This is a genomic window from Sporomusa sp. GT1 (assembly GCF_014634905.1).
GTDB classification, from domain to species: domain Bacteria; phylum Bacillota; class Negativicutes; order Sporomusales; family Sporomusaceae; genus Sporomusa; species Sporomusa sphaeroides.
Window position 1 is genome coordinate 22,352 of the sequence record NZ_BMBX01000026.1, and the last position, 24,991, is coordinate 47,342.

22 protein-coding genes are annotated in these 24,991 nt (G+C 44.0%); 16 read left to right on the plus strand and 6 right to left on the minus strand.

Annotation, left to right across the window (positions count from 1 at the left end):
- The first annotated feature begins 43 nt into the window (after window positions 1-43).
- From gatC to GT1_RS18755, 10 genes are all read left to right on the plus strand, one after another.
- Window positions 44-334, plus strand: a complete 291-nt coding sequence (gatC, locus tag GT1_RS18710; protein WP_188399990.1) for an Asp-tRNA(Asn)/Glu-tRNA(Gln) amidotransferase subunit GatC — start codon at window positions 44-46, stop codon at window positions 332-334.
- Window positions 335-351: 17 nt separating this feature from the next.
- On the plus strand, window positions 352-1,812 hold the full coding sequence (gene gatA / locus GT1_RS18715; protein WP_188399991.1) for an Asp-tRNA(Asn)/Glu-tRNA(Gln) amidotransferase subunit GatA: 1,461 nt from the start codon (window positions 352-354) through the stop codon (window positions 1,810-1,812).
- Window positions 1,813-1,816: 4 nt separating this feature from the next.
- Window positions 1,817-3,259 carry an Asp-tRNA(Asn)/Glu-tRNA(Gln) amidotransferase subunit GatB gene (gene gatB, locus GT1_RS18720; protein WP_188399992.1) on the plus strand — a complete coding sequence of 481 codons (1,443 nt, stop codon included), beginning with the start codon at window positions 1,817-1,819 and terminating at the stop codon, window positions 3,257-3,259.
- A gap of 142 nt (window positions 3,260-3,401) precedes the next feature.
- Window positions 3,402-4,076, plus strand: coding sequence for a CPBP family intramembrane glutamic endopeptidase (locus GT1_RS18725; RefSeq protein WP_075756710.1), 675 nt, complete (start codon window positions 3,402-3,404; stop codon window positions 4,074-4,076).
- A gap of 250 nt (window positions 4,077-4,326) precedes the next feature.
- Window positions 4,327-6,738 carry a Lon protease family protein gene (locus GT1_RS18730; protein WP_188399993.1) on the plus strand — a complete coding sequence of 804 codons (2,412 nt, stop codon included), beginning with the start codon at window positions 4,327-4,329 and terminating at the stop codon, window positions 6,736-6,738.
- A 136-nt stretch (window positions 6,739-6,874) separates the two neighbouring features.
- The gene (gene rlmD / locus GT1_RS18735) at window positions 6,875-8,263 is read left to right on the plus strand and encodes a 23S rRNA (uracil(1939)-C(5))-methyltransferase RlmD (RefSeq protein ID WP_188399994.1); all 1,389 of its coding nucleotides are present in this window, start codon (window positions 6,875-6,877) and stop codon (window positions 8,261-8,263) included.
- Between the two features lie 451 nt (window positions 8,264-8,714).
- Window positions 8,715-8,900 (plus strand): helix-turn-helix domain-containing protein, encoded by a 186-nt coding sequence (locus GT1_RS18740; protein ID WP_188399995.1) that lies wholly within the window; start codon window positions 8,715-8,717, stop codon window positions 8,898-8,900.
- Window positions 8,901-8,965: 65 nt separating this feature from the next.
- Window positions 8,966-9,916: a DUF1837 domain-containing protein gene (locus GT1_RS18745; RefSeq protein ID WP_188399996.1), complete on the plus strand. Its 951-nt coding sequence runs from the start codon at window positions 8,966-8,968 to the stop codon at window positions 9,914-9,916.
- 5 nt (window positions 9,917-9,921) lie between these two features.
- The gene (locus GT1_RS18750) at window positions 9,922-12,513 is read left to right on the plus strand and encodes a DEAD/DEAH box helicase (protein WP_223226369.1); all 2,592 of its coding nucleotides are present in this window, start codon (window positions 9,922-9,924) and stop codon (window positions 12,511-12,513) included.
- A 426-nt stretch (window positions 12,514-12,939) separates the two neighbouring features.
- Window positions 12,940-14,112, plus strand: coding sequence for a DNA polymerase (locus GT1_RS18755; RefSeq protein ID WP_255430468.1), 1,173 nt, complete (start codon window positions 12,940-12,942; stop codon window positions 14,110-14,112).
- 221 nt (window positions 14,113-14,333) lie between these two features.
- Here the strand turns inward: GT1_RS18755 and GT1_RS18760 are convergent, their stop codons facing one another.
- The 5 genes from GT1_RS18760 to GT1_RS18780 form a co-directional block, all read right to left on the minus strand.
- Window positions 14,334-14,498, minus strand: coding sequence for a hypothetical protein (locus GT1_RS18760; RefSeq protein ID WP_188399998.1), 165 nt, complete (start codon window positions 14,496-14,498; stop codon window positions 14,334-14,336).
- 84 nt (window positions 14,499-14,582) lie between these two features.
- The gene (locus GT1_RS18765) at window positions 14,583-15,809 is read right to left on the minus strand and encodes an MFS transporter (RefSeq protein ID WP_188399999.1); all 1,227 of its coding nucleotides are present in this window, start codon (window positions 15,807-15,809) and stop codon (window positions 14,583-14,585) included.
- 127 nt (window positions 15,810-15,936) lie between these two features.
- Window positions 15,937-16,182: a carboxymuconolactone decarboxylase family protein gene (locus tag GT1_RS18770; RefSeq protein ID WP_188400000.1), complete on the minus strand. Its 246-nt coding sequence runs from the start codon at window positions 16,180-16,182 to the stop codon at window positions 15,937-15,939.
- A 120-nt stretch (window positions 16,183-16,302) separates the two neighbouring features.
- Entirely contained in the window at window positions 16,303-16,902 is a 600-nt protein-coding gene (locus GT1_RS18775) for an RNA polymerase sigma factor (protein WP_188400001.1), read from the minus strand.
- A gap of 271 nt (window positions 16,903-17,173) precedes the next feature.
- The gene (locus tag GT1_RS18780) at window positions 17,174-17,593 is read right to left on the minus strand and encodes a GNAT family N-acetyltransferase (protein WP_188400002.1); all 420 of its coding nucleotides are present in this window, start codon (window positions 17,591-17,593) and stop codon (window positions 17,174-17,176) included.
- 146 nt (window positions 17,594-17,739) lie between these two features.
- On the opposite strand from GT1_RS18780, the gene GT1_RS18785 reads away from it, so the two are divergent.
- The 6 genes from GT1_RS18785 to GT1_RS22375 all read left to right on the plus strand — a co-directional run bounded on the left by GT1_RS18785 (window position 17,740) and on the right by GT1_RS22375 (window position 24,151).
- Complete coding sequence (locus GT1_RS18785; RefSeq protein ID WP_188400003.1) at window positions 17,740-18,069, plus strand: metalloregulator ArsR/SmtB family transcription factor; 330 nt, start codon at window positions 17,740-17,742, stop codon at window positions 18,067-18,069.
- A gap of 24 nt (window positions 18,070-18,093) precedes the next feature.
- On the plus strand, window positions 18,094-18,918 hold the full coding sequence (gene arsD / locus GT1_RS22370; RefSeq protein ID WP_223226370.1) for an arsenite efflux transporter metallochaperone ArsD: 825 nt from the start codon (window positions 18,094-18,096) through the stop codon (window positions 18,916-18,918).
- Window positions 18,919-18,954: 36 nt separating this feature from the next.
- Window positions 18,955-20,691 (plus strand): arsenical pump-driving ATPase, encoded by a 1,737-nt coding sequence (arsA, locus tag GT1_RS18800; RefSeq protein ID WP_188400004.1) that lies wholly within the window; start codon window positions 18,955-18,957, stop codon window positions 20,689-20,691.
- Window positions 20,692-20,732: 41 nt separating this feature from the next.
- The gene (locus GT1_RS18805; RefSeq protein WP_188400005.1) at window positions 20,733-21,935 is read left to right on the plus strand and encodes a tungsten cofactor oxidoreductase radical SAM maturase; all 1,203 of its coding nucleotides are present in this window, start codon (window positions 20,733-20,735) and stop codon (window positions 21,933-21,935) included.
- A 117-nt stretch (window positions 21,936-22,052) separates the two neighbouring features.
- Window positions 22,053-23,117, plus strand: a complete 1,065-nt coding sequence (gene arsB / locus GT1_RS18810) for an ACR3 family arsenite efflux transporter (protein ID WP_188400006.1) — start codon at window positions 22,053-22,055, stop codon at window positions 23,115-23,117.
- A 341-nt stretch (window positions 23,118-23,458) separates the two neighbouring features.
- Window positions 23,459-24,151 (plus strand): C-GCAxxG-C-C family protein, encoded by a 693-nt coding sequence (locus GT1_RS22375; protein ID WP_223226371.1) that lies wholly within the window; start codon window positions 23,459-23,461, stop codon window positions 24,149-24,151.
- Between the two features lie 172 nt (window positions 24,152-24,323).
- Here the strand turns inward: GT1_RS22375 and GT1_RS18820 are convergent, their stop codons facing one another.
- Entirely contained in the window at window positions 24,324-24,785 is a 462-nt protein-coding gene (locus GT1_RS18820; protein ID WP_188400007.1) for a MarR family winged helix-turn-helix transcriptional regulator, read from the minus strand.
- Between the last annotated feature and the right edge of the window lie 206 nt (window positions 24,786-24,991).

Genomic DNA, 24,991 nt, shown 5'->3' on the forward strand with positions numbered 1-24,991 from the left:
GGTAAGGTGTGTTCTTACGTAACCTTATAGGAAGGTGATACTTATGAAAATAAACCGTCAAGATGTTGAAACCGTAGCTCTGTTATCCCGTCTGGAAATGACGCCGGAGGAACTGGAGGCATATGCCGTTCAGCTTAATGCAATCTTAGAGTATGCCGATATCCTCAATAAGCTTGATACCAAAGGCGTGGAACCCACAGCCCATGTGCTGCCGCTCAAAAATGTCATGCGGCCTGATGAAGTCAAGCCTTCGCTGCCGCGGGAATTGGCTCTGGTTAATGCGCCTGAGGCGGAAGACGGCTATTTCAAAGTACCTAAGATCATGGAAGGGTAAGGATGGGAGGTCAAGAAGTGGAATTATTTAAACATACTGCGCATGCTCTGCATGACATGCTGCAAAGCAAACAGATATCGGCAGTCGAACTGACCAATGCCGTATTTGCCCGCACCGATGCTGTCGAGCCCAAGCTGCGCTCTTACATAACAGAAACCAGGGAACAAGCGCTGGCTCAGGCCGCCGCCGTTGACAACAAGATTGCACGGGGCGAGCAAATTGCGCCACTGGCCGGTATTCCCGGCGCGCTGAAAGACAATATTTGCACCAAAGGCGTTAAGACTACCTGCGCCTCCAGGATTCTGGCCAATTTTGTGCCGCCCTATGATGCCACCGTTGTAGACAAGCTGGCAGCACAGGATGCTGTGCTTGTAGGTAAAACCAACTGCGACGAATTTGCCATGGGCGGTTCAACGGAAAACTCGGGCTTTTTCATTACCCGCAATCCCTGGGACACAGACCGGGTTCCCGGCGGTTCCAGCGGCGGTTCTGCGGCGGCAGTAACGGCCGGACAAGCCATCTGGGCGCTTGGCTCAGATACCGGCGGTTCTATCCGCCAGCCGGCAGCGTATTGCGGCAATGTCGGCCTTAAGCCAACCTATGGCCGTGTATCCCGCTATGGGTTGGTAGCCTATGCCTCGTCCTTAGATCAAATCGGCCCTTTTGCCAAAGACGTTACCGATTGTGCCCTGGTGCTTAATGCCATTGCCGGGCATGACGCCAAGGATTCCACCTCCATCAACGCCGTGGCGCCGGACTATACCAAGGCGCTGGTACAGGATGTCAAAGGTCTCAAAATTGGCCTGCCGAAAGAGTATTTCGCCGCCGGTATCCAGCCGGAAGTGGCGGCCGCTATCCAAAAGGCTGTTGACCAGCTTGTTACCATGGGGGCGGAAGTCAGGGAGGTTTCCCTGCCGCATACCGAATATGCCCTGCCAGCCTATTATCTCATTGCTCCGGCAGAAGCCAGCTCCAATCTGGCCCGCTATGACGGTGTCGGCTTTGGTCATCGCGCTTCCGGCAGCGATATTATCGATATGTACAAAAAAAGCCGGAGTGAAGGCTTTGGCCCCGAAGTCAAGCGCCGGGTCATGCTGGGAACCTATGCCTTAAGCTCAGGCTATTATGATGCTTATTATCTTAAAGCACTGCAGGTGCGCACCTTAGTGAAGCAGGATTTTGATAAAGCTTTTGCCGAAGTCGATGTACTTATTGCCCCGACAGCACCGACTACCGCCTTCAAAATCGGCGAACTCAGTGACCCGCTGGCCATGTATCTGCAGGATATTTGCACCATTCCCGTCAACCTTGCCGGTTTGCCCGGGATCTCAATACCCTGCGGTTTTGCTCAGGGCTTGCCTGTCGGCATGCAGATCATCGGCAAACCGTTGGCCGAGGCCACCATTATTCAAGCGGCTTACGCCTTCGAACAGGCCAACGATTATCATACGCGTTTTGCGCCGCTGGGGGAGGGTTAATGCCATGAAATACGAAACAGTCATTGGACTTGAGGTCCATTGTGAGCTTAAAACCGAATCGAAAATATTCTGCGGCTGCAGCACCAAATTCGGTGCCGATCAAAATACCAACGTGTGCCCGGTCTGCCTCGGCTTGCCTGGTGTATTGCCTGTCATTAATGAAAAAGTTGTGGAATTTGCCGTGCGGGCCGGCTTGGCTCTTAACTGCCAAATACTGCCGTTTAGCAAATTTGACCGCAAAAACTACTATTACCCTGATCTGCCGAAGAACTACCAGACCTCCCAGTATGATCTGCCGATTGCCGTTAATGGCTACCTGGATATCGAAGTCAATGGCGAAACCAAACGTATCGGCATTACCCGTGTCCATATGGAAGAAGATGCCGGCAAACTGGTGCATTCAGGCACGATTATGAGTAGCGAGTATGCTTTGGTGGATTACAACCGTACCGGCGTGCCGCTGATTGAGATTGTATCCGAGCCGGATCTCCGCTCGCCGGAAGAGGCCAAAGCCTATCTGGAAAAAATGAGAAGCATTCTTCAATATATCGATGTTTCCGACTGCAAAATGGAAGAAGGCAGCCTGCGTTGTGATGCCAACATTTCGCTCCGCCCGGCAGGTACCCAGCCGTTTGGCACCAAAGCCGAACTCAAGAACCTCAACTCCTTCCGGTCGGTGCAGCGCGGCCTGGAGTATGAAGTGGAGCGCCAGACCGACGTGCTGGAAGATGGCGGACGGATTATCCAGGAAACCCGTTCCTGGGATGAAGCCAAAGGTGTGACCCGGTCTATGCGCAGCAAAGAACAGGCCCATGACTACCGCTATTTCCCCGAACCGGAACTGGTTCCGATTATGGTTGATCCGGCTAAAGTAGAAAGCATCCGCGCTCAATTGCCGGAGCTTCCTGATGCGCGCAAAGCCAGGATGATGGCCGATCACGGCCTGTCGGCCTATGATGCTGAAACCATTACCGCCAGCCGCGCCATGGCTGATTATTTTGATGCTGCCGTCAAGGCCGGAGCCGAGGCCAAAGCAGCGGCCAACTGGCTGATGGGCGATGTATCCAAGCATCTTAATGCCGCCAATATACCTGTGGAAGCTTGCCCGGTTACCGCGGCAAAGCTTGCAGGGCTCATTGCCTTAATTGACAAAGGCACAATATCCGGCAAAATTGCCAAAACCGTGTTTGAAAGCATGTGGGAAAGCGGTAAAGACGCTGAGACTATCGTCAAAGAGCAAGGACTGGTGCAAATCAGTGATGAAGGCGCCATTGTTGCCATTGTTGACGGTGTTATTGCCGCTAACCCGCAATCGGTCGCTGATTTTAACGCCGGCAAGGAAAAAGCCATCGGCTTCTTAGTCGGTCAGGTTATGAAACAAAGCAAAGGCCGTGCCAATCCGGAACTTGTTAACAAGCTGTTAAAAGAACGTCTGACTTGTGGTTAAGATAAGCCTGATAGAAAGCTGCCGCACGAATTTCAGTGCGGCAGCTTTCTTTTTTTGTAGCTTTGCCGGAAAAGTTTTCTTGAATTAAAGCCGGTATCAGCGCGCATAATGGTATTGATACGCCAAAAAAAGAGGTTATGCCATGTTAAAAGCTACCTGGAATTTGAAAGCCGTCTTGGCTGTCCATGTTTTGCGGCTGGCTGCCGGAATCGTTGTTGTGCGCTTGGTGTATCCGTTGTTTTTTGAAGCCAGTCCGTTGGTTATCGAACTGACAGACCGGACCCTTGTACTGGTACTCGTGCTGTGGGCAATCCGCAATACCCGGGGTGACTTGGCAGCCTTAGGCTTGTCGTTGGCCAATTGGCCGCGCAATGTAGTGAAAGGGCTGGCAGGCGGGCTGGTGCTGTTATTTATCAGTCTCTATAGCGAGCGGTTGTATACCACAGTCTTATTAGTATCGCCCACCCAGCATCCGATAGTGCTGGAAGTGCAGGCCGCCATATCCTGGGAGCAGCTCCTAATCCCGCTGTTTCTAGCCGGGGTGGCCGCACCGGTTACCGAAGAAGTGCTGTACCGGATGTTTACTTTTTTGCCGTGCAAAGATAAATGGGGGCTCTGGGGGGGCGCGTTAATCAGTGCCGGCATATTTGCTCTTTTTCATTTTAATGCCTACTGGCTGGCAGAAATGATCATTGTCGGCATCGGCTTTGCACTGCTGTATTTTTGGACCGGGTCATTAATCACCTCCATCACGGCGCATTCTTTTATTAACACCAGCAAAATTGTCATGATGTATCTGGGTGTGCCGCTTTTGTAGCAGGAATTTTTCCTTGGACAATAGAATTCATCTGTGTGGAAAAATTTGCATAGATGGAGTGATAACAAATGAGTGACCAACAAGCAGTGAGCTGTCTTAAGCCTGAGGTGAACTGTCCGTGTCCCAAAACCGAATGCGACAACCATTCCCAGTGCTGTAAGTGTGTAACAGCTCACCGCAGCGCTGGCAGCCCGACGAACTGTATGGCCCAGCTTGTAAAAAACTAGTCACCCAAGGGAGGACTTTTTTCATGACCATAAGCCAAGGATTAACGGCCGAAAAGCTCCGCTTTACCTGTGATGAAAATGTTTTTGACTTTGACACAACCGAAACGGTGCCGCCGCTTGAAGTAATGATCGGTCAGGAACGGGCGGTAAAAGCTGTCGAATTTGGTTTGTTTACCAAAAACCCCGGCTATAATATCTTTATTTCAGGCTTAGTTGGTACTGGCAAAATTACTTATGCGGAAACGGCTGTTAAAAAGGTTGCCGGTAATCAGGAAGTCCCCAATGATTGGTGTTATGTAAATAATTTAGAAACTCCCGGACAGCCGATTGCCCTGGCATTACCTGCCGGGATGGGCTATAGTTTTAAACAGGATATGCAGGAACTGGTGGAAAACCTGAAAACCGACATTCCTAAAGTGTTTAGCAGTGAAGATTATGAACAGGCCAAGTCTGAATTGGTAAAACAATACCAGGAACAGCGGTCAGTCATGGTGGAGGAATTCACCCAGTATGCCGAAACCCAGGGCATTTCGCCGCAATGGAGTTCGACTGGGTTTGTCGGACTGCCGATGGTGGATGGCAAGGCGGTAGGTCCGGAAGACTACCAGAAACTCGACAAGCAGCAACGTGATATTATTGAAAAAAACATGCTGGCCGTACACGAAAAAGGAATGGATGTTGTCCGGCGGGTGCAGCTTTTGGAGCGGAGTGTTCGCGAACAGCTGAAGCAGCTTGATATCAAAATTGGCCTGTTTGCCGCCGGTCACCTTATTGAGGAATTCAAAGAAAAGTACCGGGATTATCAGCCTGTTGTCGACTTTTTGGAAGCCATTAAACAGGATGTGTCCAAAAATATCAATGAATTTAAACCCCAGGCCGAGGAAGAAAATAGTCCGCTCATGTTATTTAAGCGGCCGGCCCAGGATGCCAAAGATAAATATAATGTTAACCTGCTGGTAGATAATCGTGAAACCCAGGGTGCGCCGGTGATTGTTGAGATTAATCCGACATACTATAATCTGGTGGGCCGGGCTGAATACGAAACCCGCATGGGTGTTGTCAGCACTGATTTTACGATGATTAAACCGGGAGCCCTGCATAAGGCCAATGGCGGTTATCTGATTTTAAACGCCCGCGATGTATTGACCAATATTGGCGCCTGGGAAGCACTGAAACGGGTGCTCAAAACCAAGAAGCTGCAAATCGAGAACTTGGGAGAGCAGTATGGGGTGTTGGCCATGGCTTCGCTCAAACCGGAACCCATTCCCATCAATGTAAAAGTCATACTGATTGGTAATCCCTACATTTATCAGCTGCTATACAACTATGACGAAGACTTCCGGAAATTGTTTAAAGCCCATGCCGATTTTGACGTAGTGATGGAGAATAATCCGGTCAATATTCAAAAGCTTGCCGGTTTTATCAGTTCAACAGTAAGCCGGGAAAAACTCAAGCATTTTGATAAAGCAGCGGTGGCCCGGGTAGTGGAATACAGTTCACGCCTGACCGGCACTCAAACCAAGCTTACCACCCGGTTCAATGAGGTTGTCGAACTGCTGTGCGAAGCCGATGTCTGGGCTACTCTGGATAACAGCCAGGTAGTTACCACCGGGCATATCAAGAAAGCCATTGAAGAGAAACGCTATCGTGCCAACAAATACGAAGAACGCCTGCAGGAGATGTTTGCCGAAGGCCAGCTCCTGATTGATACCGAAGGGGAAAAGGTCGGCCAGGTAAACGGCCTGGCGGTACTGTCTGTCGGCGAATACATGTTTGGCAAACCCTCCCGTATTACTGCCAATACCTATCTTGGCAAAAGCGGTGTAGTCAATATCGAACGCGAAACCAAGACCAGCGGCACCAGCCATACCAAAGGCGTGCTGATTCTAAGCGGTTATCTTGGCCAGAAATATGCCCAGAAGCACCCGCTGACCCTGACTGCCAGCCTGACCTTTGAACAATTGTATGACGGTGTTGACGGCGACAGCGCCTCCAGCACCGAATTGTATGCGATTTTATCAAGCTTATCCGGTTTGCCGATTAAGCAATATATTGCCATTACCGGTTCAGTTAACCAAAAGGGCGAGGTTCAGCCGATCGGTGGCGCAACCGAAAAAATCGAAGGCTTTTTCGCAGTTTGTAAGCTAAAAGGGTTGACCGGCAAGCAAGGGGTAATGATTCCTCATCAAAATGTCAGCAATTTGGCGCTAAGTGATGAAGTTATCGAAGCCGTGCGTCAAGGCAAGTTCCATATCTATCCGGTTAAGACCATTGATCAGGGGATTGAAATTCTGACAGGCACACCAGCCGGTGAGCCTGGTGCCGACGGCAGCTATCCGGCCGGTACGGTGAATGCTCTTGTCAGTCAAAAACTGAAAGAATATACCGATACGCTGATCAAGCTGAGCAAGTCTTCTGAGGATAAGAACGATTGAACAAAGAGGGCGGATAATTCCGCCCTCTATTTAACTCCTTAATTTAAGAACAGGCTAAGGGCAACATCGACTTCCACCATCGCCATTGGGCTTGGTGCAAGCCGTGTTTTCTTTACATAAAGAAAAGGTGAAACATGTGCCGAAACAAATTAATAAACCGCCGGTAGAGACCGGCAAAACCTACACCATTGATATTACCGGTCTGGGGCATAGCGGTGAAGGCGTAGGACGGTATCAGGACTTTACCGTATTTGTACCCAATGCCCTGCCGGGAGAGAAAATAACGGCAGTTATTACCACCGTCAAAAAAACATATGCCGTTGGCCGCCTTGATACCGTACAAATCCCGTCACCGCACCGGACAACCCCTGACTGCGGGATATACCGGGAGTGCGGCGGCTGTCAACTACAGCATCTGAGCTATCAGGAACAGCTAAAGGTCAAGCGCAGTCAGGTCGTTGATGCCGTAACCCGTATCGGTAAATTGTCTGACGTTATCGTCCACCCTACTATCGGCGCGGAAAATCCCTGGTATTATCGCAATAAAATGCAATTTCCGGTGGGCCGCAAGAACGGCAAAGTGGTCATTGGCTGTTACTCACAGGGAAGTCATGATATTGTCGATATCGATAATTGTCTAATCCAGCATCAGACTAATAATGATATTGTCCGCGCAGTCAGGGATGTTGTTGACGAACTCGGCATTGCCGCTTATGAGGAACAGACCGGGCAAGGCGTACTTCGTCATGTCCTGGGGCGGGTTGGCACAGCCACCGGCGAGGTTATGGTGGTATTAGTAACGGCAACCGAGCGTCTGCCGCAGCGCGGTGCCCTGATTGAACGCCTCAAAAGCAAAATTCCCGGACTTGTCAGCATTGTTCAAAATGTTAACCCCCGACGAACCAATATCATCATGGGGGATAAGACAATGACCTTATGGGGGCAGGATACCATAACCGATAAGCTGGGTGAATTTACTTTTGCCATATCGGCCAGGTCGTTTTTCCAGGTAAATACCGCTCAGGCTGAAGTCTTATACAGCCAAGCCGTTAAATACGCCCAGCTGACAGGCAGCGAAACCGTCATTGACGCCTATTGCGGCACAGGTACCATAACCTTATTCCTGGCCCGGCAGGCAGCCAAAGTGTATGGCATCGAGATTGTCAAGCCTGCCATCATCGACGCCCGGCAAAATGCTGTTAATAACAAGGTGGACAATGTAGAATTCCTTGTTGGCGATGCCGTCGATATTATGCCAGACCTGTTTAAACAAGGCATACGGCCTGATGTCATCGTGGTCGATCCCCCTCGCGCCGGCTGCGAGCAAAAAGTGCTGGAGACTTTTGTAAAGATGGAGCCTCAGCGTATTGTGTATGTATCATGCAACCCGGCTTCCTTAGCGCGTGACTTGGCTGTTCTGGACGGCTTGGGGTATATAACGCAGGAGATTCAGCCGGTGGATATGTTTGCACAGACGAGTCATGTGGAGTGCACAGTTTGGCTGAAAAGAAAACACAGCCCTTGAGGCCAGGCGGGGCCTGGGTTCAAGGGCTGTGGGAAAACGTGGAATATGTTCCCACAGACAAAGGAAGAAAACATTACAAAGAGGCAGAGATTAATAAATTGGAATATTATAGGTTGAATCTATAATAAGATGGATGATTATCTGCTGAAACACCAGAATGATATCTGGTATAAATATAGAACGGTAAAGAAGAATGATTGAGTCGTTGCTATTGAGTATAGACTTGGCATGCAGCTTACTACTAAGCATTAAAAAGTGGACAGAAATCAATGTAGATGTGAGAGGAAAATAACTGACATGAGCCTGCGTGTATGCCGGTAATGGCATCTGCGCAGGCTCTTTTTTTGCTATGTAAGAATATTTTGTATTTGATTTTATTCGGAGTTCCGAGTATACTCAACATAAATGGTAAATAATGAAAGCTACACTCGTGTTGAGAGGAAAAATGTAAATGAAATACATGACTGCTACAGAAGCAGCAGAAAAATGGGGTATTTCATCAAGAAGAGTTCATACACTTTGTGCTGGAGGACGGATCGAAGGCGCATCCCGGCTTGGCAATGCATGGGCGATCCCCAAAGATGCTGAAAAACCAGATGATGCCCGCATAAAGAGTGGTAAATATAAAAAAAGGTAATTGCAGAAGTGTTTGAGCAAATATAGAGCGTGTAGAAGATTTCAGGAACTGGCAGTAAAATGCATATGAGAGAGGTAAGCAAAATGTCGGATAATTCGTTGTTAAAAAGCACGAGTATACCAAGTGGTTTTGACTCTGTGTTTATAGAAGTGCAACACGCATGCAGCCTGAATCTTAAGAACCCACATTGTCTGCGTATTTACTGTTTGGATATCTCTAACAATTCATTTTCGCATGTTGCACTTCATAAATTTCTGCAAAAAAATATTGGACGGTATGTATTTTCGAGGGCTGCAATAGAAAGATTTCGTTTGGATGGTGAAGAAGAAGCCATTGGACTTAAAGCAATAGAACTCCTACGTAATGCCTCCAATTTAAAAGACAAAGGAGCTGGTGGCGAACTCGGTGAAATTCTCTTATACCTTTTTTTGGAGCAAAAACTAAATGCTCCAAAGCTGCTCAGCAAAGTCGAGCTCAAAACATCCGGGAATCAATATGTATTTGGTAGCGATGGTGTTCATCTGCTGTACGATAAAAATTTAGCAGGTGAACCCTACTATCAATTGGTTTTAGGAGAATCCAAAATTATTGGCAGTTTAAAGGATGCCATAGATGATGCTTTTGATTCCATTGCTAAAGTAAATGCTAAACCTGACAACGAGTTAAGACTAATAGAAAGCAATATTCTCAATGAAGCCTTTGACGAAGCGACAATTGATTACGTAAAAAGCTTGATTATCCCCTCGAAGCGAGATTTAAGCATAAATATCGACAGAGCGTTTGGAGTTTTTCTTGGATATACAATTGGGATAGATGCTTCCCAGTATTCGAATGCTGATTACCGGAAAGCAGTAGTAGATAAAATGGCTAACGATATACAAACGAATGCTGCACATATTGCGCAAAAAATTATAAATGCAAAGATGTCTGGCTACTCGTTCTATTTTTATGTCATTCCTTTTGACAATGCCTCCAATGACAGAGCCGCTATCATCAAAAAATTGAAAGGGGAATGATACAAGTGGCCAGAACTTTGGGGGACGCACTCTTTGTCGATATTGATAAGAACGACTATTTGAATGAGTTATACGGGAATATTCTATATAATTATTCGTTGTTACTATTTAACATCACTAAGGCAAAACCAAAACCTATCAACATCATTCATGCCATACGTTTTGCGGACATTCTTTCAAAATCAATTAATACCGAGAACTCAGAAATACATAAAACATGGGCGCAGGAAATTGCTGCCTTGTTACACACATTATACCCGGAGGATTCTAATGTTCAATATTGCATCGGTTCGGTGCTGACGAACACAGGAAATTTTCGTGGATTGGATTTGCGCGCCGCAGAATATGAGAGCGCCGACATGCTCGACCGGATTTATATTGGTTTTGCAAAAGAATTATTACGTATTCCGGCCGAGCCGTCGCAGCAATTTTTTAGGTCACAAAAAAATATATATGATAAATTAAATGACCAATATTTCAGTTATTCCGGCCCGACATCAATGGGGAAATCTTTTGTTATCCGTATGTTTATTAAAAAACAGATTTTGGATGGAGCACAACAAAATTTTGCTATATTGATCCCCACAAAGGCGCTCATCAATGAGGTTTCAAGTAAGATTATTGAAGACTTAAAGGATCTGCTTGCAGAACACAATTATCGCGTTGTTACTTCTGCAGGCGCTTTATCTTTGCAGCAGAAGCATAATTTTGTTTTGACATTAACGCCTGAGCGATTGTTGTATTTATTACTAGATAAACCAGGATTTGGGATTGATTATTTGTTTATTGATGAGGCCCATAAGATTTCCAGCAGAGATAGCCGAAGCCCATTTTATTACAAGGTTATAGATATGCTTTCAAAAAGGAACCATAAAACTCATATGGTTTTTTTATCACCAAATATTCCAAATCCAGAAATCTATCTAAATTTGATTCCTGGTGAGCGATTAACAAATGGAAGCAAATTGAGAAGTGCTTTTACGCCCGTAAGCCAAATGAAATACTTGGTAGACTTAATCGAGAACTGTATACACTCATATAATGATCGTACTCACAAACTTTCGCCAATAGGCAAATTCAATAAAAGTGTCTCACTAAGTAAGCTGGTTTCACTAGTAGGAGGAAATTCTCAAAATATCGTGTATTGCAGCTCAACGGCTAAAGCAGTTAGTTTTGCTCTTGAATATTCTAAACTGTTGCCCCAGGAACAAAATACAGATCTGCTAGCTTTAGCAAGGGATATAAAAAATGAGATTCACGGCGACTACTATCTTGCCAAGGTGCTGTCGAGAGGTGTTGCGTATCATATAGGATATCTCCCATCCGACATTCGCATGCGGATAGAGGATTTATTTAAACAGGGCTTGATCAAAACGATATTTTGTACAAGCACCTTGGTAGAGGGAGTAAATCTTCCAGCAGATAATTTGTTTATTACAAGTTATAAGAATGGACTTTCCAATATGACTCCTGTTGATTTCAGGAATCTTATCGGTCGTGTTGGCCGGATTGAGTTCAATCTTTATGGTAATGTATTTTTAGTGAGAACTGACGATAAGATTGAGCAAGAAAAATACATTGAATTATTACAGAAGGATGTTCCTGCGCAAAGGCTTTCAATAGTAACCGAATTGACGAAACCACAAAAGAAGAAAATCGTTGAAAGCTTGCTTGCTGGAAAAATAGAATTACTTAAGTATCCTAAGAACCAATCGGCGGATGATTACTCACTTATGCGGAGATTTGCAATAATCCTCTTGAGGGATATTGTTTCAGGTAATAATAACAGCGTTGTCAAAAAAGAGTTTGCGAACTTACTAAGCCAACAAGACGAAGAAAAAATTACTGCATTATTCAGTACAAAAACAAAAACGGATGATGACATTAACGTATCCGTAGATCAAATGGATAACCTTAGTACGGCAATAGCAAGAGGATTAAAATATCCAAGTTTCAACGTATCCGGTAATCCTGATTATAACGAGCTGTTGGCTTTCCTTGAGAAATTATGTAAGATTTACAAATGGGAGGTATATGAATCCTCTACGCTTGGACATAAAAGTAAAAAGACTGGGCAGCACGGCAAATTAAGATGGTATGCTGTTATCCTTGCGCAGTGGATTCAAGGAAACGGTTTAAGCCATATTATGAAAGCTGCCATCGATTATAAGAAGGCAAACCCCGCTTCTGGAGTAGAAATAAATGGAGAACTTGTTAATTATAATGATTCAACAGAACATAAAAATATAGTTATCTCAGCCACTTTGAATGCGATTGAAGATGTAATACTCTTTAGAATTTCGAATTATTTTTTAAAGTTCTCAGTCGAATACAAAAAGCATCACAAGTTGTCCGCGATCCAGAATGACTGGTACGAGTATGTGGAATATGGGACAACAAATCCTCTGACCATAATGTTGCAAAGAAATGGCTTCTCGAGAGAAGCATCTACCTATATAAAGACTCATCGAGAATATGTGACTCAAATAAATAGCGAATATGTTCTAAAAAATAGTCTTTTGGTATGCCAAAGTAAAAGTGTTCAACGCGAGGCAAAAGAGGTGAAATATAATATTCCAGAATTATTTATAGATTAGGCCTGAATCTTTTGTGATATGGAGATTGAGTGTGAAAGAAAAACGCCGGCTAGGGTGGTTTTAATGACCGCCTTAGCCGACTTTATTTCCATTAAACTTAGCATAAATTACCACATCCATTGACATTTATACAAAACATATGTTCTGATATTATGAGTATGGAGGTGGATAGTGATGAGTGAACACACTATAGATTTACTAAGTATCCCTATTTACCAGAAGGTGATTCGGATGTTTTACGTCGACCAGTGTAGGGTAAAGTGGGCGGGAATGCTTCTGTCTGAACATAACGAGCAGATGAAAGAGAACGAAGGCGAAAGTGATGGGACTCGTTGATTTTTCCGTTTTCCCCGCAGGAGCGTACTGTGTATTGACGCAAAGTCATTCTTTGCATCCGTAGAGGCAGTTCGACGGGGGCTTGATCCGCTGGAAGCCTATATTGCTGTAGTATCGGATTTAAGGAGAACCGGTGCGGTCGTATTGGCCAGCAGCCTGCGGGTAAAATCGGAATATAATATCAAGACCGGAAATCGACTCTTCGAAATTCCTAAGTGTTCCCCGATTATGGTGGTAGAGCCCAATATGGCGTTATATATCAATGTGAACCAGGCAATACAGAACATATTCCGCCGGTTTGTATCGGATGAAGATTTGCACGTTTACAGCATTGATGAGTCCATATTGGACGTGACTGCATCGCAAAATTTGTTCGGACCCGCAGAAGCGATTGCGGAAGCTATCTTAAAGACGGTGAAGGATGAGTTAGGTCTGATCGTGACTATAGGCATTGGCGACAATCCGCTGTTGGCAAAACTGGCACTGGACAACGAAGCGAAAAAGCGTCCCCCATGGATTGCGAAATGGACATATGAAATGGTGCCGCAAACAGTATGGAAGATACAGCCGCTGACTGCGTTTTGGGGCATATCCAGAGGATACGATAAAAAACTAAAACAAATGGGTATTTATACGATTGAGGCGCTGGCTCATGCCAATCCAGTATGGCTGCAGAAAACGTTAGGCGTAATGGGGTTGCAGCTATATTACCACGCATGGGGTTTGGACGCTAGCATCATTAGGCAAAAGGAACAATCGAAAAGTAAATCCTATAGCAAGAACCAGATATTAATGCGGGACTACTATGTACAAGCAGAAATTTTAATGATCATCAAAGAAATGGTGGGAGATGTATGTGCCAGGCTGCGCAAGCACCAGGAAAAATGCCGAGAGGTACATCTGGGAATCGGGTATTCGGATAGAGAGTTACAGTTGGGTTTTAGTGCACGAATTAAGCTAGTTCGCCTAGAAAACTCAACAGATATCATTAGCGAAGCGGCACGCCAAGAGTTTTGTAAGCGGTGGCAGGGTGAACCGGTACGATCAGTAAATTTTACTGCTGGGAAAATCGTATCACAGGGACTTGAGCAGTTAGAACTATTTTCTGATGGAGAAGAAAAGAACCATGCCATAGATAGAGTAGTAGATGATTTTCGGAAGCGTTTTGGTAAAAAAACGATCTTTTATGCTGGGTCGATGGCTGGTGGAACCTTTCTTGAACGAGTGGATTATGTGGGCGGACATAAAGGAAAAAGTGAGTGATGTAAAGAGGATTGCCCGCCTCTCATCAGCATGGTCATAAGTACGCATCACTTTGCGGTGTGTTTCTGGGTAGCGACCCCGGCATTGACGTTTCCTGTGTTAGGGCCGTGCTGTTCATTGTAGGGAAGCTATAACTACCGACGTGGTCAGCAAAAGAAGCTAATATTGAGGTCTCGTGGTATTGCTTATATCGGACTCGGACCTACAGTATGGCCTATTATTCATGATGGTACAGCCTTATCCCAAAAGGTTTGTTCTTTGGTAATATCGATAAATTCAGATAATATGTATAGTTTATTGTTTAGAGAGTTTTGTTCTTTTGTACATTTTTTTTCTTTGTTATTGATGTAATCAACTTTGAAAATTAGCTTCGGATCGGTTTCCATGGGATGCACCTCCTGAAAATATCATAGGCAATCGCTATGAATTACTTCTTCAAACGAATTTTTTAACTAACTAATTAAGTGTATTTAGGCTTTGTCTATGGGTTGCATTGTTGCTTTGAGCACATTAAGAGGTTTTTCTTGTATCGGCAAATAACAAAGAGCGGCAAGAATACTCAAGAATATGGCCGTTATCCAAATAATTTGGTAAGAGCCAGTACGGTCAAATAGCATTCCTCCTAGCCAACCTCCCGTAAAGCTACCCATTTGATGCATGACAAACACAATTCCGGAAAGCGTTGAAAGATATTGGACACCGAAAACACTTGCCAAAACGCCGTTCGTTAACGGCACTGTTCCCAACCAGATTAGACCTATGGCTGCTGAGAAGATATATACTGATGTTTGACTAATCGGACAAAATATAAAGATTGTTATCACAATTGCACGGAGAAAAAATATTAGACTTAATAAATAAGGTTTAGGGTATTTTCCTCCCAGATATCCTGCAAGACAGGAACCGAGCATATTGGAGAATCCAATAATAGCTAATGCATTTGCGGCTATTGTCAAAGGCAGGTTGTGGTCTTGAATAAATGCCGCAAAGTGGGTAAGGATGAAGACTACTTGAAATCCACAAACTGAAAATCCTAGACCCAGTAGCCAAAAATCTCGATGATGAAAAGCTTCCGTTAGTGCTGCCCGTGTATCGCGTTTTTCTTTCAACGGGATTTTCTTTTCTTTCAGCCCTAGGGAAAGTGGAAACATTAAAATACAAGTAATGGAGAGAACAATTAGGGCTCCGAACCACCCCATAGAGTTTAATAAGAACTGCCCATAGGGTAGCATAGCAAACATACCAAACGAAGCACCGGCTCCAGCTATACCTAAAACAAGACTACGTTTGCTTGGATCAAACGCTCGGCCCAGTGCGCCAAAAACGACAGCGAAACTACTACCACCGAGGCCAATGCCTATGAGTACGCCGGCACTAAGCATTAAACCCAGCGGAGTTGTTGATTTGGCCATAAAGAATAAGCCTAACATATAAGCTAGAGCTCCAATCAGCAAGGCTTTACTGGCCCCATATTTGTCAGCAAGCCAACCAGTAAAGGGTTGAGTAATCCCCCATACTAGGTTCTGTAAGGCTAGGGCAAAAGCAAACGTTTCTCGACTATAACCCAAATCAAGGCTCATCGGTTTTAGAAAGATCCCAAAACTTTGTCTAAACCCAAGAGCTAAAGCTAAAATAAGACTGCCGCAAATTAGCATCATGAACGGAGATGATGTAAAAACCCGTTTAGTTGAGATCATACTATTCCTTCTTTCTTTACTATTTAGAGCGGCAATCGCTTAGAATCAAAACGGCTAGGAGAATCCCAGCCGTTTTTGATTCCAAATTACCAGAGGCTACAACTTATTTGCGATTAACAAGAATTCGTTAACAACAACTATTGTCGTTTTTGGATAAAGCCTGCTCACAACTGTGGTGGGCGATGAGCTTATCCATACTGTTGGCGGCTCCAGTCCTCACTGTCCTTCCCACTTCCATCGCATCTTTAATTTCTTGTTCTGTCAGTCCTGCCTCCAAAGCTTTTTTTCTATGAGTTTGTAGGCAAGGGTGACAATTTGCCGCAACAGAGGCTCCCAAAGCAATTAGCTCCACTGTTTTGAGATCGAACGCCATTTTTAACACCTCCTTTATCCTTTTAGACGGAACAGGGTAGCAAAAGGATACACCGAAAAAAATGATTTAGGCAAAAAAAACTGACTAATTTTTATAGTCAGCTTTTGTGGAAATTTGATTTTATTGTGAGCTTGATGGACCCTTTTGCTCACAAGCCAATTCATTGCAATCGGTCCGGTAAAAGTTACAATTGGCCAATAGTAGTTTTCTTAAATTGTTCTTAGCACGATGCAACCGGATTTTTACTGTATTAATGCTTACTCCTAGAATCGCGGCAATTTCACTGTCTTTTAATCCTTCTATTTCACTGAGAACAGCGACAGTTCGGTAGTTTTCAGGAAGGTCCATGACAAAATTCCGAATGCACTCATTCATTTCTTGACGAACCACTTGATCTTCAATTAAAAGTGGTTTTTTATAAGAATATGTATTTTTCGCGGCAAGCCTATCTATGTCAGATTCATTAAACTGTTCAGCCGATTCTTGTTTAAAAGGCTGGCTTCTCATTCGATCAATAGCAGCATTGGTCGCAATTTGATAAATCCAAGTTGATAATTGCGAATCTTTTTTAAACGTATGTAAGGCCCGATTCACTTTAATAAACACATCTTGTGTTACATCCTCGGCATCTTTTAAGCCAATTAATCGCGTCAAATACCGATAAATTTTGGGCTGGAATTCTGCGTATACTTGATCAAATTGGAGTTCATGAGTTCCCATTAGTTCTGATCCCCCCTTTACATAGTTATCGGTTATTTCTGATATGCTATTTATACTATTTTAATACTTCAATGATAATTGAAAACACATAAAAGAAGAGAGTCTGATATTTTAATCTTATACCATTGCCTCCTTTCACTATTACGTTTAAGCTTCATTATAGAATACTGTTCTTGTTTCGGCAATAGGAGGGATATGCACAACAAACAACGCCGGGAGGGTATCACGGCGTTGTTTGTTGTGCTGAGACGACGGTTGGCTTGCCACAGGGTTATAAGCCCAGTTTCATGCAGGTGGAAGTATCAGGGCAGGCATAGGACAGTGCTGAACGCTGAAGCAGGTCCGCAGGAATATCCCCTCTTGGAATTTGAGTAAAGCCCCAGCGGGCGGCGAAATCGGCGGCAGTATTTGTTAGCAGGTAGGTAGCGGTTGCTCTCTCTTTGCGAGACTGAGCCAGCGCGTAATCAACTAGAGCATTCCCCAGCCCCTGTTTACGCCGCTCGCCGAGGACGACCAATGAGCGGAGCATTGCGGCCGCGCCGGATAATTCCATGCCAATGACGCCGCCGACGCTGCCGGCATCGGCGACAAAGAAGGTAGATAGGCGCTCGGCCACGCCGTCAGTGGGTAATCCGTTTTCGCTCAATAGCTTTTCAATGGAGGGGAGATCGGCCGCCACAGCTTGGCGCAAGCGATAATCAATGCCGGCTTTAAGCGGCGTGACCGGCTTTTTTGCCCGGATAAATGCTTTGGAAAAATATTTAAAAAACGCATAGACATTTATCTATATAATGGCGTATAATAATACATAGATAAAAATCTATATGAGGTGATTTCATGGCAGACATCTATACTCGCTACACTATATTTTTTAAAGCACTAGCAGATACTAACCGTTTGATGATTGTTGATATGCTTTCCTGCGGGGAGTTATGTGCCTGTAAAATCTTAGAAAAGTTCAACATCACGCAGCCGACCTTATCCCACCATATGAAAATCCTTTGCGACTCTGGCTTGGTAACAGGACGCAAAGAAGGAAAATGGACTTACTATTCGTTGGATGGAAAAGTGGTTGAAGATTTCAAAGCATTTTTAGGCAATATCACCAATAGTAAGGCCGATTGTATCTGTAATTGTGAGGAAGTCTATAGTTGGGATAATAGTTAATCATACGAAAGGGTGATTTGCGAAATGAAAGAAATTATAATAGATTTTTTGTATCTTGACTTAAATACCTGCGAACGCTGCGTCAGTACCGATGGTGCACTGAATGAAGCTCTTGCTATTTTGTCAGGCGTTTTTCGCACACTTAATTATTCAGTAAAAGTCAACAAGCAGAATATTACCTCAAAAAAATTGGCAGAACAAAATCATTTTGTCAGTTCGCCCACAATCAGGGTGAATGGCATGGATATTTGTACTGAGGTAAAAGAAAGTGATTGTGGGGATTGCGGCGATTTATGCGGTGATAGTGTAGATTGTCGGGTGTTTACCTATGAAGGGAAAGACTATGAACAGCCGCCCGTAGCTATGATTGTTGACGGTATTTTGCGTATCCTTTACGGCAACCCGGCAAACGAAGAAAGCCCCTATACTTTGCCGGATAACCTAAATAAATATTTTTTAAGGAGAGATGTTGTTATGAAAAAAATGGCTATCTATGAACCTGCTATGTGTTGTGAAACCGGTATTTGCGGTGTAAGTGTCGACCCTGAGCTAATCCGTATATCGACGGTATTGAATGCCCTGAAGAAGAATGGTGTGGAAGTAAACCGGTATAACCTGAGCAATGCGCCTATGGAGTTTGTTAATAACAAGGTAATCAATCAATATATCAATGAAAAGGGCCCGGAGGGATTACCGGCAGTCCTGCTTGATGATGAAATTATCATAACAGGCCGCTACCCTGCCAATGATGAATTCATTAAACTACTTGGCATCCCCGAAAGCTATTTGAGTGAGCCGAAAACTACTAATAAGGGTGGTTGCTGCTGCTCTGATGGTAAGTGCTGTTAAGGGATAAAAACTTGAAACTATTAGGGAGGTAAAAGCATGCAAGCTTTTAATCCGCGTGAGATACCACTAACAAAATATTTGTTTTACACCGGTAAAGGCGGTGTTGGCAAAACCTCTGTTGCTTGTGCTACAGCAGTAACGCTTGCCGATGGTGGCAAAAAGGTCTTACTGATTAGTACAGATCCTGCCTCCAATTTGCAGGATGTGTTTGCAACAGAGCTTGACGGTAAGGGTAAACCAATTAAGGAAGTGCCCAACCTGTTTGTCGCAAATCTTGACCCCATCCAAGCAGCGGCAGAATACCGCGAAAGTGTTGTTGCGCCTTATCGCGGCAAACTGCCGGATTCGGTTATAGCCAATATGGAAGAACAATTATCCGGCTCCTGTACGGTTGAGATTGCCGCTTTTAATGAATTTTCCCATTTCATCACAAGCGGAACTACGGAAAAGGAATACGACTATATTATATTTGATACCGCTCCCACCGGGCATACCTTAAGAATGCTGCAACTACCCTCTGCCTGGAGTAATTTCATCAGTGAAAGTACACATGGAGCCTCCTGTTTAGGGCAGCTTGCCGGTTTGGAAGACAAAAAGGATATGTATAAAAAAGCGGTGGAAACACTGGCTGATGGTAACAAAACCACCTTGCTGCTTGTATCCCGCCCCGAAGTCACGCCGCTGAAAGAAGCAGAGCGGGCATCCAACGAATTGGCGCAGTTAGGTGTTAATAATCAAGTTTTAATTATTAACGGTGAGCTTAGAGAGCATGATGACACCATTTCCGAAAAGCTATATCAAAAGCAGCAAGCCGCACTAGCGGGATTGCCTGACGGCCTTAAAACCATCACAGGGTATTCCATACCACTGCGCGCTTACAATATTACAGGCATAGAGAATATTCGCGCTTTTTTGACACAAGACAATGCTGTTGTTAAAGATGAGAGTGTGCGAGCACACTCTATCCCCCGCTTGCAGGATGTTGTTGATGAACTGGCAGCAACAGGCAAAAAGGTGATTTTCACCATGGGTAAGGGCGGCGTGGGCAAAACAACGGTTGCAGCGGCGATTGCCTTAGGCTTATCAAGTAGGGGGAAAAAAGTGCATCTTGCTACTACAGACCCTGCGGCCCATCTTAAATTTGTCCTTGATGAAAATAGTGGTGTCACTATGAGCTATATTGATGAACAGGAAGAGCTCCGGAAATATCAGCAAGAAGTGTTAGATAAGGCGCGGGAAACCATGTCTGAAGATGATGTTGCCTATGTAGAAGAAGATTTACGTTCTCCCTGCACACAGGAAATTGCCGTTTTTCGGGCGTTTGCGCAAATCGTCGAAAAGTCCGAAGAACAGGTTGTCGTCATTGATACCGCCCCGACAGGCCATACACTGCTACTCTTGGATGCAACGCAAAGTTATCACAAGGAAGTTAAACGGACACAGGGAGAAATCCCCGAATCAGTTAAAAACCTGCTGCCCCGCCTGAGGAACGCAGCAGAAACAGAGGTTATTATTACTGCCCTTGCCGAAGCAACCCCTGTATATGAGGCCATGCGGCTGGAAGAAGATTTGAAACGTGCCGGTATTCACAGTAAATGGTGGGTTATTAATGCATCGCTGTATCATTCAGGCACCACCAATGCCTTGCTGAAAGCCAAAGCCAGTAATGAAATCGAGTGGATTAACAAGGTTGACAGTCATACAAACGGCAGCTTTGCCCTAATTGGCTGGAGCGCAGATGAATTGAAAGGCGAAAAGCTGCACGCTTTATAATGGTAAGAAAATGAATTCTTTCAAGCTATGGGGGGATAAACATGTGGCGGCCAGACGACAAGGTAAATGGCAGCAGGCGGGAGCCGGGGAAAGTATATGCATGGATTAGCCAAGACGGCCATATCCAATTACCAATATCGCTGGCCGCGGAACAGGCGGCTCTGGTAGTCAGGACTGCCGATGGCTATAGGATTAGTTTATTGCGACCAGATGTAAGAAAAGTGTATTTGGAGGTTACGACCAAATGCAACTTTTCCTGTATTACTTGTATCCGCAGTTCCTGGCAGGATGAGCTGACCCATATGAGCTGGGAAACCTTCAAAAATATAATAAATAGCTTAAAAGAGTTGCCGGAGCTGACGACGGTTCACTTTGGCGGTTTTGGTGAACCGTTAATGCATCCGCAGATTTTTGATATGCTGCAGGCAGTAAAAGAGCTTGGCCTAAAGGTCGAGATGATCACAAACGGTTCGTATTTGCGGGAAGAAATTCTCCAGCAGCTTATCGAACTAAAGCTGGATATTCTGTACACTTCATTAGACAGCTCTGACGAGGAAGAATATAACGAAATCCGGCCGGGAGCCAATTTTAAGAGTGTTTATCACAATATCGTCAGATTGCAGGAGCTAAAAAAAGAACAAAAGCTTACTAAACCGGAATTGGGTATTGAGTTTGTGGCAATGAAAAAGAATTTTGCCAGATTGCCGAATTTGATCCGGCTAGCTTGGGAACTGGATGCCCGCCAGGTTATAGTCACCAATTTATTGCCTTATCATGAATCCATGAAAGATGAAATTATTTACGATATTGATGATACCGGGTGCCTGTTCGGTCATAACTCGTTGTTGATGTCGGTTAAAGCACAGATGGCAAATATGAAATTACGGACAGAACGGGACTGCAAGTTTATTCAGGACAAAGCCTTATGCATCAACCATCAAGGATTTATTAGTCCCTGCTATGCTTTAATGCACACCTATCATTGTTATATCTATGGACGAAAAAAACAAATGTATCCGTATTACCTGGGGAATGTAAATGAAAAAAGCCTGGCTGCTGTATGGATGGAGCCAGACTATGTCCAGTTTAGGCAGAAGGTCTGCGATTACGATTTTCCGTCCTGTACAGATTGCAGATTGCTTGATGGCTGCAATTATACGGAAAGCAATGAAATGGATTGCTGGGGCAATCACCTTTCATGTGCTGAGTGCCTCTGGTCCCGACAAATAATTGCTTGTCCTTGACTTAATACTACATTCATTTTATAGAGGCTATCGTTGCGTTGAGAGACAGACAATGATAAAAGTCGGTTCATCGTGGTATAGAAATGAGTGATGAAACGTTAAGGGGGATTAGTAAAAATGACAAATGCTCAAAAAAGATTATCTTTTTTAGACCAATACCTAACACTATGGATTTTCCTAGCTATGGCTATGGGCGTTGGAATTGGTTACATCTTCCCGGGAATGGCTAACTGGTTGGATTCCTTGTCAATAGGTACAACGTCCATTCCGATTGCGATTGGTCTGATTGTGATGATGTATCCACCTTTAGCAAAGGTCAAGTATGAGGAAATTGGGAAAGTATTTAGTAATGGCAAGGTTGTATTGCTATCATTGGTGCAAAACTGGATAATTGGTCCGGTTTTGATGTTTGCACTAGCCATAATCTTTTTACCAGATAAGCCGGACTACATGGTCGGGTTAATATTGATTGGTTTAGCTCGGTGTATAGCGATGGTAATAATATGGAATTCACTAGCCGAAGGCGACAACGAATACGCGGCTGCACTCGTAGCCCTCAATTCAATCTTTCAGCTTGTACTATATTCCGTGTTCGCCTATTTTTTCATTACTGTACTCCCTGGATGGATCGGTTTTACAGGGATGCAAATAGATGTATCGATGAAAGATGTTGCTATGAGTGTGGCGATATATCTGGGGATACCCTTTGTGGCCGGATATTTGACAAGACGCATCTTATTGCCGGTAAACGGACGTGAGTGGTACGAAAAAACTTTTATCCCCAAAATTAGTCCGTTAGCATTAATTTCTTTATTATTTACCATCGTAATTATGTTTTCCTTAAAAGGCAGCTATATTATTAAATTGCCTATGGACGTGGTACGCATTGCTATTCCCTTAATTATTTATTTTGCTATTATGTTTTTAGTCTCTTTTTTCCTAAGTCACCGTGCTGGTGTAAACTATGAGCAGACAACTACCCTAGCATTTACTGCTGCTAGCAATAATTTTGAACTGGCAATTGCAGTAGCCGTAGCCATTTTTGGTATAAATTCCGGTCAGGCGTTTGCCGCAGTTATCGGGCCGCTGATTGAAGTGCCGGTAATGATTGGTTTGGTTAATGTTGCGCTTCGTTTTCGGAAGTATTTCCCAGGCCGTAGTCAACTGCTAAATAACAGATAAAGCTGTCCCTATTTGCTACGAGGGGTGGAACCATATATGGCGGATGTAATACAACACATTAGTACCTTCCTGTTATCCTTGGTGTTTTGGTTTGTTCCTATCTACCTGTTTACACATTTCTTACTAAAAAATAAAAGGGTGACGATGACAACCAAACAAAAGATCGTAGTAGCTGGAAAAGGAACATTATTTTGCGCTACGGCGGCGGCTACGGTTCGTATTATACTACAGGCTATACAGTAACCTAGCGAGAGTTTCATTGCAGTACACGATAAAATTTTTATCGTGTACTGCTTATATCTCAAAGGTCTGATTGGATTCGGCAAGGGGGAGACGCTTTCATGGATGAACTGGACGAGCTGATTGTCTACCTGCAAAGGATAACTGAAAATTTATATTACCATATGGGTCAGGCTGAAGAAAAATGCCTAACGGAAGCAATCAACTCACAGGATGCTGTTCTGTTAAATACCGCCTGGATTAATCTAGAAAATGCTATAATAGAACTGGAAACATTGGTCCAAACAATGAAAATAAAAAGGGCGGCTACCGCTCTCGAAATAAAAGGAAATGAGGTTAACAGTATGAATTTACATGCGAACACAGACGTTATCCGGAAAAAAGCGGAACAATACTATCGTCAAGGTGATTTTTACTGTTCTGAAGCGATTGTCAAGGCAATTAAGGATGAATTCGCTTTGCCATTACCTGATAGCATCATTGCGATGGCTTCCGGTTTTCCGGTGGGAATGGGCGGTTCAGGCTGTACCTGCGGGGCCATAGCCGGCGGGATAATGTCCCTTGGTATGTTTTTCGGCAGGACAGAGCCTAGAGATCAAAAGGTGAATAAAACGATGCAGTTAGCTAAAGAATTACACGACTTGTTTCAGCAGCGACACTCGTGCCTATGTTGTAGGGTGTTGACCAGAGGTATGGAGTTAGGTTCAGCTACGCATATGGAACAATGTATTTCCTTCACTGGGGAAGTCGCTGAAGAGACAGCAAAAATTATCATCAGAGAATGGAATTCTTAAGGCGTATTGGAAATACCACGGGTTTGTCACTTTTATAAATTCGTACTACAAGTTTTAAAGAAAGTAGCAGAAAGCCTTGAGTAGGATGTACGTCCTACTCAAGGCTTCCTGCTGCTTTTTTATTTGAAGTAAGAAAAAACATTATTGGCGCACTGAAAAAATCAAGTGTTTACTATGACTCGGTACTATCTTTTTTAAAAACTTTGTATAAAGCAGAACTGAAGATTTGAATTCCTTCCAATACGCTACTGTGTTTTTCTTGAGGAATATTCTCCAATATAGCTTCAAAATAGCGGCGCGAATTTAGTTCGATCTCATTAAAAGTTTCTGTTCCGTTTTTTGTAAGTTCAATATCCACATATCTGCGGTCCTTCGGATTAGGTGTCCGTTGGAGATAGCCTTTATTAACTAGATCTTCCACGGTTCGGCTTACTGCACTTTTGCTAATGTTTAATCGGGCTGCCAGTTCATTTATTGAAATCTTTTGCTCTTGTGCGGTTTCCCAAATGACATGGCATTGAGCATATGTACAATCGTAGCAAAATGTTTTTTTACCCTCTAATACACCTAAGCTTCTCATAAAAACTTTTATAGTATTTCTCACGATTGAAACATTAGTAGGTTCTTTATCCATTATATCGACCATCTTTCTGTTAATGTAATTAATCAACCATTTGAACTGTTGACTATGTTAACTATCGGTGCTACAATTTAATTATACATATAATTCCAGATGATGTAAATAGAGTTATTATATTTAAACAACTCAACTTTCGCAGAGCCATAATCGACTCAACATCACGATTTAGCCAACACGAATGCATAAAAATAATCTTTCTT